Source organism: Actinokineospora fastidiosa (genome assembly GCF_014648415.1).
GTDB lineage: Bacteria > Actinomycetota > Actinomycetes > Mycobacteriales > Pseudonocardiaceae > Actinokineospora > Actinokineospora fastidiosa.
Genome location: NZ_BMRB01000004.1, coordinates 301626 through 317698, shown reverse-complemented (window position 1 = coordinate 317698; position 16073 = coordinate 301626). Strand labels below are relative to the sequence as shown.

The following is a 16073-nucleotide window of genomic DNA, read 5'->3' as shown; positions in this document are numbered from 1 at the left end:
TCGCAAACTGTCCGGGCTAGTCTGCGTCCGAATCACGACGGACCGGACGCTCCCAGGAGGACTCATCGTGGCCACGGCCGACCACCACACAGGACACCAGGACAGACGGCGCGGGAAATCCGTGCACGCGCGGGTGTTCTGGCCGTCGGCGGCGATCGCGCTGGCGTTCGTCGTCGCCACCGTCGCGTCGCCCGCGACGATGGAGAGCGCCGTCGGCACGGTGTCGTCCTGGATCGTCGCCCACTTCGGCTGGTACTACACGCTGATCGTCAGCCTGTTCGTCGTGTTCGCGATCTGGGTCGGGGTAGGACACTTCGGGGACATCAAGCTCGGCGCCGACGACGAGGAGCCGGAGTTCGGGCGCCGGTCGTGGTTCGCCATGCTGTTCGCCGCGGGCATGGGCATCGGCCTGGTGTTCTGGGGTGTGGCCGAGCCGCTGAACCACCTCGCGGGCATCCCCAACCGGGCCTCGGGCATCGCCGCTGCCGACGAGCCCGGCGCGCAGGCCGCCCTGGTCCAGACCTTCCTGCACTGGGGGCTGCACCCCTGGGCGATCTACGTCGTGGTCGGCCTCGCCGTCGCCTACGCGATCCACCGCAAGAAGCGGCCCGTGTCGATCCGCTGGGCGCTGGAACCGGTGCTGGGCGACCGGGTGAACGGCTGGATCGGCGACGCGATCGACATCGCCGCCGTCGTGGGCACCCTGTTCGGCGTCGCCACCTCGCTGGGCCTCGGCGTGACCCAGATCGCGGCCGGACTGGACTTCGTCGGCATCCTCGACGACCCCGGCAACCTGGCCAAGGTGGTCCTGATCGGCGCCATCACGCTGATCGCGATCTTCTCCGTCGTCACGGGCGTGGCGAAGGGCATCAAGTGGCTGTCCAACGCGAACATGGGCCTGGCGGGCATCATGCTCGTCTTCGTGCTGGTGACCGGCCCGACGCTGTTCATCCTGCGCGACTTCATCCAGTCGATCGGGCTGTACCTGCAGAACCTCGTGCGGTTGAGCTTCAGCACAACCGCGTTCCAGGGCGCGGAGGGCGAGGCGTGGCAGGGCTACTGGACCGCCTTCTACTGGGGCTGGTGGATCTCGTGGGCGCCGTTCGTCGGCGTGTTCATCGCGCGGATCTCCCGGGGACGGACCGTGCGCGAGTTCGTGGCGGGCGTGCTGCTGGTGCCCACGCTGCTGAGCTTCCTGTGGTTCTCGGTCTTCGGCGGGGCGGGCCTGTTCCGCCAGCTGTTCGGCGACGGCGGCCTGGTCGGCGCCGACGCTTCGGGGGCGGCCACCGTGGACACCGAGGGCGCGCTGTTCACCCTGCTCTCCGACCTGCCCGGCGGCGCGGTCGTGGTCTTCGGCGCGATCATCCTGATCGTGCTCTTCTTCGTCACGTCGTCGGACTCCGGCTCGCTGGTGGTCGACATGCTGGCCTCCGGCGGGGACGTGAACCCGCCCAAGTGGAGCCGGGTGTTCTGGGCGTCGGCCGAGGGCGCGGTGGCCATCGCGCTGGTGCTGGCGGGCGGGCTGAGCGCGCTGCAGGGCGTGGCGATCGCCATCGCGCTGCCGTTCAGCCTGGTGATGATCGGGATGTGCGTGGCCATCTTCCGGGTGTTCTCCCGGGAGCGCAGGGCGATGGTGCGCATCCAGCGCAGGCTCCAGCGCCAGGAGCTGACCGAGCACGTGACGCAGAGCCTGGTCGACGAGGGGCTGGTCGAGCCGGAGAAGGGCGCGCAGCGGTAGGGCTCACCGCTCGACCGGGGTCAGCCGCACCTGCCGGGCGATGGCCCTGATCGTCGCCCCCTCGCCGGTGCCGAGGCCGTGCCGGGTGATGTTCAGCGCGCCCGCGGCCCCGCCCAGGCGCAGCGCGTCGTCCATCGGCTCGCCGAGGGCCAGCGCGACGGCCACGGCTGCGGTCATGGAGTCGCCCGCGCCGCGGGTGTCCACCTTGTGCAGGGTGGGCACCTCGATCGCGCACACGCCGTCGCGGGTGCGGGCGATGGCGGGCTCCCCGGCGCGGGAGACCAGCACCAGCTCGGCGCCGGTCTCGGCCAGGTGGTCGGCGGCCCGCACGAGGGCGGGCGCGGAGTCGTCGTCGGTCATCCCGGCGTCGAGCAGCTCCTGGTGGCTGACCTTGATCACCGACGGGCCGCCCTCGCGCGCGGCGAGCAGGTACTCCCCCGCCAGGTCGACCACGACCCGGCAGCCGAGCTGGCCGAGATCGGCGACCAGCCTGCGGTACAGCGACGGCGGCGCGACGCCCGGGTCCTGCACGCCCGCCAGGATCGCCGTCCCCGCGGCCAGCGCCTCGCGCAACGTGACGGCGTAGAGGTCGTCCAGCTCGTGCCTGCTCAGCGGGTCGGCGGCCATCTCCACCACGGCGTCGCGCTCGCCCTTGCGGCGGTCGTGCACGTACGCGCCGTTGCGGGCGCTCACCTCGCGGGCGCAGACCGTGATGTCGCCGTCGTCGACGAGGTGCCGCAGCACCGACCCGGTCTCGCCGCCGAACGCGCCGCACAGGGTCACCGGCAGGCCGAGGACGGCCACCATCCTGGCCTGCCACACGCCCTGCCCACCGGCGTGGATGTGCATGTCGGGCGCGCCGTCGACCTCCTCGACGGTCACGGTGAGCTGCGGCGACGGCGCGAAGACGACCACGCTGGGCTGGTTCTCGGTCACGCGCCGGAACTACCCCCGGCGGCGGCGCGGGAAACGCGAGACCGCTCGCGCGCTGGACCGTAGGATCGCGGGCTATGGGGGGACGCATGGAGATCGAGGAGCGGAAGCGGCCGGGAGCGGTGTTCGCGGGCTTCCTGGCGCCGTTCGCGTTGCTGGTCGCCACCGTGCTCGCCTTCGTCGAGGACGTGTTCGCCGACCGGGGCTGGCGTGGTGGTGAGTACGCGACCGCGTTCGTCGCCGTCGCGGTCGTCTCGCTCGTCGCGGGTGTCCTGCTCAAGGCCACCGCGCCGCAGCCGTGGCGGTCCGTGGGCGCGGGCATGGTCAGGGCGGGCCTGCTCGGCTTGGTGGCCGCCTTCGCCGCGGTGGTCGTGCTGCTGATCGCGCTCGCCCAGTGGCGGCCGTGAGGGGTTGGCGCGCCAGCATCGGCTGGTCCACCACCAGTGGTGCGGGCCGTCCGTGCCCACTGCCCAGACGTGCTCCTGGTCGCCGAACCGCTCGGCGAGTTCTACGATAAGCATGATCCTGGTACGGATCATGGAGGCGACTCCCGCAAGCTCCCCCCGGACGCGGAACACCGTGTCGTGTGGAAGGGAGCTCCGGCATGACCAGGGCAAGGACGACAGCGGCGCTGGCCGTGGCCGCTTTGGCGGTACCCGTCGCGCTGATCGCGGCTCCGGTGCAGGCCACGCCCGGCGACACCGCCTGGCGCGCGGATCTGTCCGTTGTGGACGGCGATGACGTCAACGTCGTGCACCACGGCGGCGCGCTCACGCTGCGGGACCCGGACGTGCGGGTCGAAGGGGGAAGCCACGGCTACCTGCTGCTGGCCGAGCGCGTGCTGGGCAGGCCCGTCAACCGGGTGAGCGCGAGCACCGACGGCGCGGCCGAGGTCGACGTGCGCGGCAAGGTGTCCGACCTCGACTGGACGGAGTGGACACCCGCCGGGGACGTGCTGCCCCAGGCGGTGACCACCGTCCAGGTGCGGGTCACGCTCACCGGGAAGGGCGCGCGGGTGTCGCGGGTCGACCTCGTCGCCGACTCGGTCGCGCGCACGCGGGCCGCGACGGGGCCGCTGACCTACCGCGTGTTCGCCACGCGGGAAGGGCTCGTCGGCGGCACGACCGCCAACGGGCACGTGATCAAGAGCCGCGACCACTTCGTCGCGCTGCCCTCGCGCCGCGGCCTGGCGCCGAGGGACACCGGCGATTACACCGTCCGCGTGTGCCGCACGGACGACAGCCGCTGCGAGTACGCGCCGGTGTGGGACGTCGGCCCGTGGAACACCAAGGACGACTACTGGAACCCCTCGTCCGAGCGCGAGATGTGGCAGGACCTGCCGCAGGGCACGCCCGAGGCGCAGGCGGCGTACCTGGACGGCTACAACGACGGCCGCGACGAGTTCGACCGCACGGTGGCCAACCCGGCGGGCATCGACCTCGCCGACGGGACCTTCTGGGACGGGCTGGGCATGTCCGACAACGACTGGGTGACGGTCTCCTACCTGTGGACCGGCTCGGGCCCGACGGGCGTGGTGAGCACCGCGGGCGAACCGCTGAACGTGCGCGAGTCGGCGAGCACCAGCGCGCCGCTGAAGGGTCTTGCCGCCAACAAGGCCAAGGTCATCGTGGAGTGCCATGTGGTGGGCGAGACGGTCACCGGGCCGCTCGGCACCAGCGACATCTGGGACCGCATCGGACCCGACCACTACGTCTCCGACACCTACCTGATGACCGACTCGGAGGAGCCCGTCGCGCCCCTGTGCTGACCGGGGTGGGCGGGCCACGGCCGCCCTGGGCGGCCGTTTCCTCTTCCCAGAACCGGCAGGCAACCGGCCACTACTGGCCGGTAGGCTCCCCTGAGTCTGGATCTTGACGACCGGGGGGCGGATGTGACCAGCCAGTTCGGCGCGCTGCTGCGACACCTGCGCCTCCGCGCGGAGCTGACCCAGGAGGACCTGGCCGACCGCGCAGGCCTCGGCGTCCGAACCATCCGCGGCCTGGAAACCGGCGAACGAGCCGACCCCCGAATGGCCACCGTCCGCCGCCTGGCCGACGCCTTCGCCCTCAACGAACCCGACAGAGCCACCCTCTTCGCCGCCGCGGGCTTCGCCAGGTCCCCCTCCCCTCCCCTCCCCACCACCCGACCCGAGCCAGCCGCAGACGCGGTCACCGGCACCACCAGATCCGAGCTGGCCGCACCAGTGTCCACCGACCCCACCCGACCCGAGCAGGCCCCAGCAGCGGCCCCCGCCAGCACACCTACCGCACCCGCTGCTCTCCACCCTGAACCGCCCCTACCTGCACCCCCAGCTCAAACAGCCGCTGGCCCGGCTGCACCCGCCACCCCCACCTCCACCGCGCAGCCCGGGCCGAGCGGTCCCACCGCCGCCCCGCCATGTGGACCAGCCACCCCCGCCGCCGCGGCCGACTCCGCCGCCCAATGTGGGTCACCACAACCCCTTACCTCGGTCTACGAGGCCACGCCTCCTCTCCGTGAGCCGACCTCACCCACCGCCTCCGCGCGAGCCACCGCGTCCCCGGCTCAACCTGGGCCGACCGCACCCGCCGACCCGGCATACGCGACCACCTCCGCCCCACAACCTGGACCAGCCCCACTCACCGAAGCCGCTTACCCCGTGCCGCCCGCTGGTGCAGGGCCAGCTGCCCATCTCCCGCATCCGGGCGCCGCGCCCGTGCCGCCCTGGCCGCGGTCGTCGGTAGACGACCGGCTCTGGCACGCCGCCGATGAGTTGGCGCATGCCGTGCGGGCTCGGTGGCAGCGGGAGGAGGAGCAGCGGCAGATCCACGACCCGTTCCCCCTGCCCGTGCGCTGGCGGACGGTGGCTGAGGAGTTGACCGACTCCTGGGCCGACATCCGCCGCGCTGGGGCCGCTGGAGGGCAGGAGCCGCTGGACTTGAGTGGGCGGTTGGACCAGATCGTGGAGGTCTACCGGCGGATTCCGTCGGGCAGGCTGGTCGTGCTCGGGCAGGCCGGGTCCGGCAAGACGATCCTCACCCTGCGGTTCGTCCTCGACCTCCTGCGGACGCGCGCCGCCGGGGAGGCCGTGCCGGTGGTGTTCAACCTCGCGTCCTGGAATCCGACCACGACCGGGCTGCGGGACTGGCTCGCCGCGCAGCTGCGCCGGGACCACCCGGGGCTGAACGCCCCCGGCCCCGACGGGTCGACGCTCGCCGCCGCGCTGGTCGAGACCGATCGCGTGGTGCCCGTCCTCGACGGGTTCGACGAGATCGCCGACGGGCTGCACCGGCCCGCGCTGGAGGCGCTCAACGCCACCCGCCTGCCGCTCCTGCTGACCAGCCGCCCCGGCGAGTACGCCGCCGCGGTCGCCGGGACCGACGTGCTGACCGCGGCGGGCGGCGTCGAGCTGACCGGGCTCACCCCGGCCGACCTCGCCGCCTACCTGCCGCGCACCACCCGCAAGACCGGTGGCGGCGGACCCGCGTGGCAGCCGGTGCTCACCGCGCTGCGCGAGCGTCCGGACGACCCGGCCAGCGTCAACCTCGCCGCCGTCCTGACCACCCCGCTCATGGTCGGCCTGGCCCGCGCCATCTACAGCGACACCCCCGACCACGACCCCGCCGACCTGCTCGACACCACGCGGTTCCCCACGTCGGAGGCCATCGAGGAGCACCTGCTCGGCAACCTCGTCCCCACCGTCTACCGGCACCAGCCGGAGACCGCGCCGTACCCGCCCGACCAGGCGCGGCGCTGGCTGGGCCACCTCGCCCGGCACCTGAACCGGCTCGGCACCCATGACCTCGCCTGGTGGCAGCTGGGCACGTCCGTGCGCCTCCCGGTCCGCGTGCTCGTGGTCACCGCCGTCGTGGCGGCGGTCATCGGACCCGCGGACATCGTCCTGGAGGCGCTGATCAGCGGCTCCATCGACGCCTACCAGGTCACGATGGGGCTCACGCTCGGCGCGGTGGCGGGCGCCGCGTTCGGCCTGGCGCACGCGCTGGTGAACCAGGCGGGCCTGGAACCGTCGCGGGTGCGGCTGCGCGTCCGCGCCGGGGCGGACCCGAGGCGGCGCGGCATCGTCGTCTCCCGGGCGCGGATCGGGTTCGCGGCAGGCCTGCTGCTCGGACTCGCCTTCGGCGTCTCGCGCGGCGTGGTGCGCGGCCTGGTGCTCGACGACGGCCACGCCGCGGTGTTCGCGCTGGTCGACGGCGCGGTGTTCGGCCCGGTGTTCGGGCTGGCCGCCGCGCTGATGGCCGGTCTGATCGCGCGCTGCGAGGCGCCGCTGGACATCAGGTCGGCGGGCAGCCCGATCGACCTGCTGAACGCCAACCGCAGGACCGTGCTGATCCAGCTGCTGGTGTTCGGGCCCGCGTTCGCGCTCATCGTGCCGCTGATCAGCTGGTCGGCGGTCGCGCTGCTGCAGCAGCTCCCGCTGGAGTCGATCGAGTTCCGCTGGACGCCGCTGTTCGGCGTCATCCTCGGCCTGGTCGCCGGGCTGACCGGCGGGCTCGGCTACGCGCTGACCATGACGGCGTGGGGGCAGTGGCTGGTGTTCGCCCGGCTCTGCCTGCCGCTGACCGGCAGGCTGCCCTGGTCGGTCCGCGCCTTCCTCGACGACGCCTACCGCCGCGGCGTCCTGCGGCGGGCGGGCGCGGTGTACCAGTTCCGGCACGCGCGGCTGCAGGACCATCTGGCGGGCGTCGATCCGGCCAAACGGCCGAAGTGACCCGTTTCCCCTGGTAGTCCCCTGCGGCCAGACATGGCCGGTGGCTGGCCTGGCTGGTCGGGTCGCGCTCCGCGCAGGATCGGCGGCGTCAGGAACGCCGGTCGCCGACCGGCGTCGGGGGAAGGAGTCCAGGGGTGAGCCTCACCGTGCCCGCGGCCACGCCGGACGGCGTGAACTGGGACGCGTACACCCACGAAGAGCTGTACCGGATGGTCTGGGACCAGGCCGACGTCGCCGAGGTGGCCGCCATCGCCGAGGAGTGGCGGCGGCACAGCGTCGAACTGGCCGACCAGGCCGTCCGCCTGCGCGACCACCAGTCCGCGCTGCGCGACCACTGGCAGGGCGAGGCCGCCGACCTGGCCGCCACCCGCCTCTCCGAACTCGCCGACCGCCTCGACGGCATCAGCGCCAGGGCGGCGGCGAACCAGCAGACCGCCCACCAGGCGGGCGAGGCCCTCGCCCTGGCGAGGGCGATGGTGCCGCCACCCCCCTCGGCGGCAGGCACACCCGGCCCAGGCGCGCTACCCGCACCGCCCCCGCCGAGCACCCAACCGGCGTACGCACCGCAAGCTCCGATGGGCTCCATACCTGCCCCGTCGGCGTTCTCACCGCAGGCCTCGTCGGCCTTCGCGCCCGACCCGATGGTCTTCGCACCGGACGCGGCGGCCTTCGCGCCGCAGGCCTCATCGGGCTTCGCGCCCGCCCCTTCGGCGTTCGCCTTCGATCCGGCGACGTTCGCGCCTGATCCCTCCGCGTTCACGCCTGATTCGGCGGCGTTCGCGCCGTCGTCTACGCAGGTCTCGGGGTTCTCGCCCGCGCCGTCGTCGGGTGGGTCGGGGTGGTTCCTGGTGTTCGGGGCGCCCGCGGTCGCGCCGTCCGGGGGTGGGATGGGGACGGCGTTCAACGCCGTCGGCACCGGCGGGTCCAGCATGTACTTCGGCGACCTCGCCGCCAACCAGGCCAAGGCGCAGGCCGTCCACGCCATGCGCGTCTACGAGGCGAGCCTGCGCGGGTCGACGGTGGCGGTGCCCGGCTCCGTCGGCGGACGGACCTACGGGGTGGCCGGGTCCACGACCGCTCCCCCCACGGGCTCGGTGAACGAGCCGCGGAGCGGTGGTGTGCCCTGGGAGCGGCTGGTCGGCGGTCAGCCGGTCAAGGAGCCGGGCCGGGTCCCGCTCGGCGCGGGCGCCCGGGTCGGCACGGCGATGCCCGTCTCGTTCGGCGGCGCGCCCATGTCGCCCGAAGCGGCGGCCGCCCGACCCGCGGGCGCTCCCGGCGGCATGGCGCCGTCGGCGGGCCAGCGCGGCGCGGGGGCCGAGGACGAGACGCACGAGAACCGCATGCCCGTGCTCGACCACGGCCTGTTCACCGTCGAGTTCCCCACGTGCGCAGCGGTCATCGGCGGTGAGCGATGAAGGGCTTCCGGCTCGAACCCGACCGGCTCAGGACCTGCGTCACCGAGCTGATCGGGCTGGCCGAGGAGACCGGCGAGCTGGTCGCGTCGGCGAGCAGGCTGGCCGAGCGCCTGCCCGCGCTGGGCACCGCGCCGCCCGCCGTGCACCTGGCCGAGCAGCTGCGCGACGCGGCGGGCCGGTCCGGGCTGACCGGCGAGGTGCTGGCCGCGGAGGTCGAGTTGCAGAGCTTCCACGAGGCCCTGTCGGCGACGCTGACCGCGTACGACGACGGCGAGTCCGACATCCGCTGGACGCTGCGGGACTCCGCCTCGTGACCGGCTTCGCGCTCGTCGAACTGGACCTGCTCGCCACCCACGCGGGCGTGCCCGTCCCGTTCCCGCTGCGCGTGCCGTCGTTCGGCCGCTCGGCCGAGGAGCGGGCGGACGGGCTCGCCGCCGCCGGACGCGCGCTGGCCGCCCGCGGCCTTGCCGACGACCACGGCCCGCGCGGACTCGCCGCCGACCTGGTCACCGCGTTGCGCGGGCATCGGGGCACGGTGGACCTCGTGGTCGTCGGCACCGACACGGCCACGGCGGTCGTCGCGCTGGTGTACAGGACGTCGGCGCTGGTCTGCCGCCAGTCGTTCACCGGCGAGCCGGGGCCGGTGACGGTCCGCCGGGTGCCGCAGACCGCGCTGACCGACGAGCTGACCGGGGCGGTGGCGGACGTCCCGGGCGCGTCCACGCTGCCGATCGCCCTCCCGCCCGGCGTGGTCGACGACGCCGTTTGGCTCATCCACCGCGAGGGCGACAACGACCACACCCGGGCGGTGGTGCGCGGCCTCATCCGCGACCGGGGCGGCGACCCGGACGCGATCACCCGGCTCACCGGCCTGCTCCCGGCCGTGACCGGCCGCGGCCAGGTGGGCGCGACCCGGGCCGGCGAGCGCGCGGGCGCGGAGCTCTCCTGGCTGGACAGCCCGTCCGGGCGGGTCCGCATCGATCAGACGACAGACGGCTGGACGAGCGTCAACCCGCTGCGTCCCGCGGAGTTCCGGCTGGCGGCCGCCGAAGCCGTCCAGTTCGCCCGCGGACAGCGGTAAACCACAGGAAGGGGACACAGTGGATCCCGCACAATGGCTCGCGGACTACAACAACCGCCTCGCCGAGGCGGCGGCGGGCGCGAAAGCTGCGGCGGAGGGCCTGCGAACGGCAGGCGCCCGCGCGACCTCACCACGCGGCGAGGTGACGGTGACGGTCAACGCGGCGGGCGCGCTCGAAGACCTCGCGCTGACGCCCGCCGCCCGCAGGCTGGAGGTCGACGCCCTCGCCCAGCTCATCGTCACCACCGCCCGCCAGGCGCGCCACGCGGCAAGCGCCCACGCCACCGCCATCCTGACCCACCACTTCGGCGACGGCCCGGCACTGGACCTGATCAGGTCCCACGCGGAGGCCCCCCGGTGACCACCCACTACCGCACCGACCCGGACCACCTCGACCGCCACGCCACCCACCTCCGCACCCTCTCCGACCACCTCTCCACCGCCGCGACCCGCGCCCCCGACACCCTGGGCAACCAGCCCCTGGGCGCCTTCGCCCAGTTCCTCACGACGGGCCTACAGGGCGCAATGTCCGCGACGACGACCGCGATCGCCCACGCCGCATCCACTTCGGACGACCTGGCCACCGGTATGGCAGGCACAGCGGCCGACTACCGCCGCGCAGAGGACGAGAACGCCGCCGCCTTCACCCGAGAGGGCCACCCGTGACCGCCCCGACCACCCCAGGCACACCAGCCTGGCCCTCCACCCCCGGCGTCCAGCAACCTCACAGTCCTCCAGCCCCCATAACCCCCACGCCACCACAGCACACCCTGCCCAACCACAGCGCACCAACCACCCAAGCGGCCCTCACACCACCACACCACTCTCACGACCACAACACACCAAGCACCCACTCCCCGAGCCCCTACTCATCCCTCGCACCGCACCACAGTTCCTCAACCACCCAGGCACTTCCCACGCCACCACACGACGCCTCACCCGACCACAACGCACCAGGCACCCACTCCCCGAGCGCCTACTCAACCCCCACGCCACCACACCCCACCCCGCCCAACCACGGCGCACCAAGCACGGCCGTCACACCACCACACCATCCCTCACCCGACCACAGCACCCATTCCCCAAGCCCCCACTCAATCCCCATGCCACCGCACCACACCCCGCCCAGCCACAGTCCATCAACCACCCACGCAACTCCCGCGCCACCAACCCACGAGGCGCTAGGCCCAGGCGCGCCAAGCACCTATGCCCCGAGCCCCTACCCACCCTCCGCAGCACCACATCAACTCTCGAGCACCACGACAGACCACAGCGCACCAACCCACCCCGCCATGGCAATGTCGCCCTACACCAACCACACGTCAACCGCTGCGGCCGACCACCCCCTCCAATCCGCCCTCACCGAACTGGCCTCCATCGCCGGTTCCGTGCGCGGCAAAGACTGGCTCGACGGGGAGATCAGCGGTGACGGCTCCTTGGAGGCGCTGAGATCGTCGGCCAGCCCCCTCTCCGGCCTGGACAGCGCGGGCCTCGGGTGGTTGACCTCCTTCGTCTCCTTCCTCGAAGAACCCCTCCACCACCTGCGCGGCAACCCCGACTCCCTCTCCTCCGGCGCGCAGGGATTCGAGGGCGCGGGCACCGAGATAACAGCCGCCGCGGACACCTACCGTCAATCCACCACACAGGACACCGAGGACTGGTCCGGCCAGGCCGCCTCCGGATACCGGGAGGCGGGGGCGCGGTTCGCCGACGGGGTGGGGGCGCTCGGGGAGGGCAGCGGCACGGTCGCGAGCGCCATCTCCGGGGCCGCCGAGGTCGTCGCGCAGGTGGTGGGCATCGTCAGCGGGCTGGTGGTCGAGGCCGTCGGGCGGATGGCGCCCATCATGAGCCAGGCGGTGGCCGCCGCGCCGGTGACGTTCGGGCAGAGCATCGTCGCGGCGATCCCGCAGTGCGTGCAGATCGCCGTGGACTACGGGCAGCGCATCGCCGGGAAGTTGGCGGCGTTGCTGTCGAGCGGGGAGAACCTGCTCAAGCTCATCGACGGCGCCCTCGCCGTCATGGACCTCGTCAAGCAGGTCCTGTCGCAGATCAGCAGCCAGAGCACCAAGGGGGAACAGTGAAGAGAGTCATGATCACGGCGGTCGCCGCCGTCGCCGCGCTGGTCGTGCCCGCGCAGGCGCAGGCCGAGGACACCCACGCAGGCGTCCAGGCCGTGCTCGACCAGTACCGCTCGCACGCCGGTCCGGGCGCGGCGGTCTACGCCGGTGACGACACGGGCGCGTGGCAGGTGAGCAGCGGGTCGGCGACGATCTCGACGACCAGGCCGATCGCGCCCACGGACCACTTCCGGGCCGCCAGCCAGACCAAGACGTTCATCGCGACCGTCGTGGCCCAGCTGGTCGACGAGGGCCGCGTCGAGCTGGACGCGCCGATCGAGCGGTACCTGCCCGGCGTCGTCACCGGACACTACGACGGCAACGCCATCACCGTGCGCCAGCTCCTGCAGCACACCAGCGGCATCGCCCGCGACGCGACCAACCCGCGCGCCAACGCCGACGGCAGCTACTCCCTCGCCGAGCTGGTCCGCGCCGGACTGGCCAACCCGCCGCAGTTCGCGCCCGGGACCGGATGGGGCTACTCCAACGTCGGCTACTACGTCGCCGCCATGCTGGTCGAGCGCGTCACCGGCCAGACCTTCGCCGCCGCCATCGCCGAGCGGATCACCACCCCGCTCGGCCTGACCGCCACCGCCTTCCCTGCGCCCACCGTCCGGACCCTGCCGTCCCCCTTCATCCCGGGGTACACCGGAGGCCGTCTGGGCCCGTTCTTCTTCTGGTACGACACCACCGGCAACATGGAGATGACCGCCGTCGGCCCCGCGGGCGCGATCACCTCCACCCAGACCGACCTCGCCGAGTTCCAGTCGGCGCTCGCCGAGGGCGACCTGGTCTCCCCCGCGACCCTGGCCGAGATGCGGGAGACCGTGCCGTTCCCGGGCTCGGAGACCGTGACCTACGGCCTCGGCCTCATGCGCCTCACCCTCTCCTGCGGCGGCCAGGCGTGGGGCCACGCGGGCGACCTCACGACCGGCCACACCTCTCTCACCATGGTGACCGACGACGGCCGCTTCGCCTCGCTCGTCACCAACACCATGGTCGGCAACGCCACCGCGCCCACCCGCTTCGACGTCATCGACGCGGCGCTGTGCGAGGGGAGCGCGGCATGAGGCGCGTCGCGAGCGTCCTGGGCTGCTTCGCGCTGACGGCGGGTCTGGCGGCCCCCGCGCAGGCCGACACCGCCCCGCCGACCCTGGCCGACGGCTTCGGCATCACCGTGGTCAGCCAGCCCGAATGGGCGGACGACAACCGCCGCACGTTCACCTTCACCGTGCGCACGGCCGAGGTGCCGGAGTACACCGTGCTGCCCGGCCAGGTCTCCGGCGAGCACGTCGTCATGGTCACCCTGCCCGAGGGCTACGACGGCGTGACGCGCTACCCGGTCCACTACACGCTGCACGGCGGCGGCGACTACCCGAACTCCAGCCGCGCCAAGGACATCGTGGAGCGCGCCACCGAGGACGTCCCGCTGATCACGGTCACGCCCAACGGCGGCGGCCGCGGCTGGTACACGAACTGGGTGAGCCCCGGCGCGCTGGGCAGGCAGAACTGGGAGACCTTCCACCTCGACCAGCTGGTCCCGTTCATCGACGCCAACCTGGCGACCGTCCCGACCAGGGCGGGCCGCGCGCTCTCGGGCCACTCGATGGGCGGCTTCGGCGCCTTCCACTACGCCGAGCACCGGCCGGACCTGTTCAGCCACGTCGGCAGCTTCTCCGGCGGGCTCGACCTGCTGAGCCAGGAGATGCGCGCCGCCGTCGTGGGCACCACGCTGCTGGCCTCCTACGGCACGCCGACGGTGCCCGTCGACGCCATCTTCGGCCCGCCGATCTGGCCGCTGGACGGGGTGTGGAACGCGCAGAGCCCGGCCCAGCACGTCGCTCCCCTGCGCGGAATGGGCATCGCGCTGTACTCCGGCAACGGCGGCGACCTCACGGTCGACCCGATCCAGGCGGCCGTGGAGAACCGCGCCCACCAGACCGCGCGGGTGACCAGCGACTACCTGACCGCCGCGGGCATCCCCCACCAGTTCATCGACTACGGGGACGGCGCCGGATGGGCGCCCGGATGCACCGGCAAGCACAACCAGGCACCCTGTCTGCAGGCCGATATGGACCATTTCGTCCGATTCATCATGACCGGCCTCCAGCAGGCCTGACGCAGCAGGGGCGCGCCCGCAGCGGGCGCGCCCCTCGCCGCGTGCATCGGCCGCGCCCGCGCCGGGTACCCGGCGGGGAACCGCCGCGAGAGGAGGACATCGTGACCGCACCCCAGGACGACCTGTGGACCGAGTTCCACCGCGTGGTGAACATGACCTCGCGCGAACTGTCCGACTGGCTGCGCACCGCGTCGGCGACCCAGGACACCGAGCCCCTCCCCGACCAGGCAGGCACCCCCACGGGCCAGGAGGTCCTGCACGTGCTGGCCAAGCGCCGGGTCGACCTGACCGGCGAGGACGAGCGCGTGATGCGCAAGGTGGTCGAGCGCGTCCACCGCGAGCGCCGCGACGACCTCGAGCCGACCGCGGGCCAGGACGCCTGGCGCCACCGCCTGATGTCCATCGGGCACGACCCGCTCAAGCCCGTCTAGCCCCCGGACGGCCCGGGCGGGTGGTGCGCCCCGCCCGGGCCGCTCAGGCGATCACTCCACCGGGTGCTCCTGGCAGTAGTAGTTGTTCCACCACTCGTACTCCTGGCCGACCTCGCCGACCGCCTTGCAGTCGTCCTCGCCGTGGAAGTACGCGAACGACTCCCAGCCGTGGTCCTGGTCGAGGTAGTAGAGGGCGTGGAAACTGCCGTCGTCCGCCGCGGCAGGCACTGCCGAGCAGAAGGCCGCCGCCACCGCGAAGGCGGCGGCGCCGAGGATCTTTCGCATTGTGTTCGTCCCTTTCTCCGTTGATTCCCGGGGGAAGTTCCCACTCGGGGGTCGTGGGGGGATCACCGCTCGACGGCGGCCAGGACGGGCACGCTTTCCGAGCGGGCGGCCAGGCGCGCGGCCGCCGCGCCGACGCGGGCGTCCGTCGCGGTCAGCGCGACCCGGACGTGACGGGCCCCGGGCGCGCCGTACATGTCGCCGGGCGAGACCAGGATGCCGAGCGCCGCCAGGTGCTCGACGGTCCGCATGCACGGCTCGTCGCGCGTGGCCCAGAGGAACAGCCCCGCCGTGGAGCCGTCGATCCGGAAACCCGCCTCCGTCAGTGCGGACCGCAGCACGGTCGCGCGACGGGCGTAGCGCACGCGCTGGGCGACGACGTGCGTCTCGTCGCCGAGCGCGGCGGCCATCGCCGCGGCGACCGGCGCGGGCACCGCCATCCCGGCCTGGCGACGGACGGCCGTCAACTCCGCCACCACCCGACGGTCGCCCGTCACCAGGCCAGCGCGGTACCCGGTCATGTTCGACCGCTTCGACAGCGAGCGCACCGCGAGCACGCCATCGTGGCTGTCGCCGCACACGCTCGGGTGCAGGATGGAGACGGGATCGCCGTCCCACCCGAAGTCCGCGTAGCACTCGTCGTTCACCACGAGCACACCGTGTGCGCGCGCCCAGTCCACGATGGCGCGCAGCACGGCGGCGGACAGCACCACACCGTCCGGATTGGACGGCGAGTTCAGCCAGACCATTCGCGCCCCGGCCAGTTCGCGCGGATCGGCGAACGGGACCGGCGTCGCGCCCGCGAGCAGCGCGCCGACCCGGAACGTGGGGAACCCCAGGCGCGGGACGCCGACCACGTCGCCCGGCCCGGCGCCCAGCATCGCGGGCAGCCAGGCGATGAACTCCTTGGTGCCCAGGGTGGGCAGCACGGCGTCGGGGTCGGCGGCCACGCCGAAGCGGCGGCGCAGCCAGTCCGCGGCCGCCTCCCGCAGCCGGGGGGTCGCCTCGACCGGCGGGTGACCCGGCGCGTTCGCCGCGCAGGCCAGCGCCTCGCGCACCACGTCGGGCGTGTCGTCGACGGGTGTCCCCATCGCCAGGTCGACGATCCCGCCCGGGTGCCGCTCGGCCAGCCGCCGGGGCGCCGCGAGCCGGTGCCACGGGAATTCGGGTAGGTCCCTGATCACGGCCACGGTCCTTTCCCGCCAACTAGGGTGCGCGACCGCAGACGCTAGGGACCGGGTCTCGAGGC

16 protein-coding genes and 1 pseudogene are annotated in these 16073 nt (G+C 73.3%); 14 read left to right on the top strand and 3 right to left on the bottom strand.

The annotated features are described in order from the left end of the window. The first annotated feature begins 67 nt into the window (after positions 1-67). Positions 68-1738 (top strand): BCCT family transporter, encoded by a 1671-nt coding sequence (locus IEY98_RS23585; protein ID WP_229787290.1) that lies wholly within the window; start codon positions 68-70, stop codon positions 1736-1738. Between the two features lie 3 nt (positions 1739-1741). Here the strand turns inward: IEY98_RS23585 and IEY98_RS23580 are convergent, their stop codons facing one another. Continuing rightward, the gene (locus IEY98_RS23580) at positions 1742-2674 is read right to left on the bottom strand and encodes a 1-phosphofructokinase family hexose kinase (protein WP_229787288.1); all 933 of its coding nucleotides are present in this window, start codon (positions 2672-2674) and stop codon (positions 1742-1744) included. Positions 2675-2748: 74 nt separating this feature from the next. Between IEY98_RS23580 and IEY98_RS23575 the strand changes: the two genes are divergently transcribed. From IEY98_RS23575 to IEY98_RS32830, 13 genes and pseudogenes are all read left to right on the top strand, one after another. Further along, the gene (locus IEY98_RS23575) at positions 2749-3078 is read left to right on the top strand and encodes a hypothetical protein (RefSeq protein WP_189212790.1); all 330 of its coding nucleotides are present in this window, start codon (positions 2749-2751) and stop codon (positions 3076-3078) included. 197 nt (positions 3079-3275) lie between these two features. Then, positions 3276-4439 carry a DUF8814 domain-containing protein gene (locus IEY98_RS23570; RefSeq protein WP_189212789.1) on the top strand — a complete coding sequence of 388 codons (1164 nt, stop codon included), beginning with the start codon at positions 3276-3278 and terminating at the stop codon, positions 4437-4439. Positions 4440-4562: 123 nt separating this feature from the next. Next, positions 4563-4751, top strand: a pseudogene (locus tag IEY98_RS32835) (helix-turn-helix transcriptional regulator); the annotation flags it as partial. Between the two features lie 615 nt (positions 4752-5366). Continuing rightward, entirely contained in the window at positions 5367-7379 is a 2013-nt protein-coding gene (locus IEY98_RS23560) for an NACHT domain-containing protein (protein ID WP_229787346.1), read from the top strand. A 134-nt stretch (positions 7380-7513) separates the two neighbouring features. Next, positions 7514-8794, top strand: coding sequence for a PPE domain-containing protein (locus IEY98_RS23555; RefSeq protein ID WP_189212788.1), 1281 nt, complete (start codon positions 7514-7516; stop codon positions 8792-8794). Beyond that, positions 8791-9108 (top strand): hypothetical protein, encoded by a 318-nt coding sequence (locus IEY98_RS23550; RefSeq protein WP_189212787.1) that lies wholly within the window; start codon positions 8791-8793, stop codon positions 9106-9108. Before IEY98_RS23555 ends, IEY98_RS23550 begins: the two co-directional genes overlap by 4 nt. Further along, positions 9105-9875 (top strand): ESX secretion-associated protein EspG, encoded by a 771-nt coding sequence (locus IEY98_RS23545; protein WP_229787286.1) that lies wholly within the window; start codon positions 9105-9107, stop codon positions 9873-9875. Before IEY98_RS23550 ends, IEY98_RS23545 begins: the two co-directional genes overlap by 4 nt. A 19-nt stretch (positions 9876-9894) precedes the next feature. Next, positions 9895-10236, top strand: a complete 342-nt coding sequence (locus IEY98_RS23540; protein ID WP_189212786.1) for a YbaB/EbfC family nucleoid-associated protein — start codon at positions 9895-9897, stop codon at positions 10234-10236. Further along, positions 10233-10541, top strand: a complete 309-nt coding sequence (locus tag IEY98_RS23535; protein WP_189212785.1) for a type VII secretion target — start codon at positions 10233-10235, stop codon at positions 10539-10541. Before IEY98_RS23540 ends, IEY98_RS23535 begins: the two co-directional genes overlap by 4 nt. 626 nt (positions 10542-11167) lie before the next feature. Continuing rightward, on the top strand, positions 11168-11956 hold the full coding sequence (locus IEY98_RS23530) for a WXG100 family type VII secretion target (RefSeq protein ID WP_189212784.1): 789 nt from the start codon (positions 11168-11170) through the stop codon (positions 11954-11956). Further along, entirely contained in the window at positions 11953-13062 is a 1110-nt protein-coding gene (locus IEY98_RS23525) for a serine hydrolase domain-containing protein (RefSeq protein ID WP_229787284.1), read from the top strand. Before IEY98_RS23530 ends, IEY98_RS23525 begins: the two co-directional genes overlap by 4 nt. Continuing rightward, positions 13059-14111 (top strand): alpha/beta hydrolase, encoded by a 1053-nt coding sequence (locus tag IEY98_RS23520; protein WP_189212783.1) that lies wholly within the window; start codon positions 13059-13061, stop codon positions 14109-14111. The genes IEY98_RS23525 and IEY98_RS23520 overlap by 4 nt, the downstream gene beginning before the upstream one ends. Positions 14112-14212: 101 nt before the next feature. Next, entirely contained in the window at positions 14213-14542 is a 330-nt protein-coding gene (locus IEY98_RS32830; protein WP_268244603.1) for a DUF3140 domain-containing protein, read from the top strand. A gap of 51 nt (positions 14543-14593) precedes the next feature. Here IEY98_RS32830 and IEY98_RS23510 read toward each other — a convergent pair whose 3' ends face one another. Both IEY98_RS23510 and dapC read right to left on the bottom strand, forming a co-directional pair. Beyond that, a complete protein-coding gene (locus tag IEY98_RS23510) occupies positions 14594-14827 on the bottom strand; it encodes a hypothetical protein (protein WP_189212781.1) in 234 nt (77 codons plus the stop codon). A 62-nt stretch (positions 14828-14889) separates the two neighbouring features. Continuing rightward, positions 14890-16008, bottom strand: a complete 1119-nt coding sequence (dapC, locus tag IEY98_RS23505) for a succinyldiaminopimelate transaminase (protein ID WP_373292433.1) — start codon at positions 16006-16008, stop codon at positions 14890-14892. Between the last annotated feature and the right edge of the window lie 65 nt (positions 16009-16073).

What these genes read in the sequence shown, in the direction of transcription:
- IEY98_RS23575 (WP_189212790.1), top strand. Translation starts at nt 2,749, where the DNA reads ATGGGGGGACGCATGGAGATCGAGGAGCGGAAGCGGCCGGGAGCGGTG.
- IEY98_RS23570 (WP_189212789.1), top strand. Translation starts at nt 3,276, where the DNA reads ATGACCAGGGCAAGGACGACAGCGGCGCTGGCCGTGGCCGCTTTGGCG.
- IEY98_RS23550 (WP_189212787.1), top strand. Translation starts at nt 8,791, where the DNA reads ATGAAGGGCTTCCGGCTCGAACCCGACCGGCTCAGGACCTGCGTCACC.
- IEY98_RS23530 (WP_189212784.1), top strand. Translation starts at nt 11,168, where the DNA reads ATGGCAATGTCGCCCTACACCAACCACACGTCAACCGCTGCGGCCGAC.
- IEY98_RS23520 (WP_189212783.1), top strand. Translation starts at nt 13,059, where the DNA reads ATGAGGCGCGTCGCGAGCGTCCTGGGCTGCTTCGCGCTGACGGCGGGT.
- IEY98_RS23510 (WP_189212781.1), bottom strand. Translation starts at nt 14,827, where the DNA reads ATGCGAAAGATCCTCGGCGCCGCCGCCTTCGCGGTGGCGGCGGCCTTC.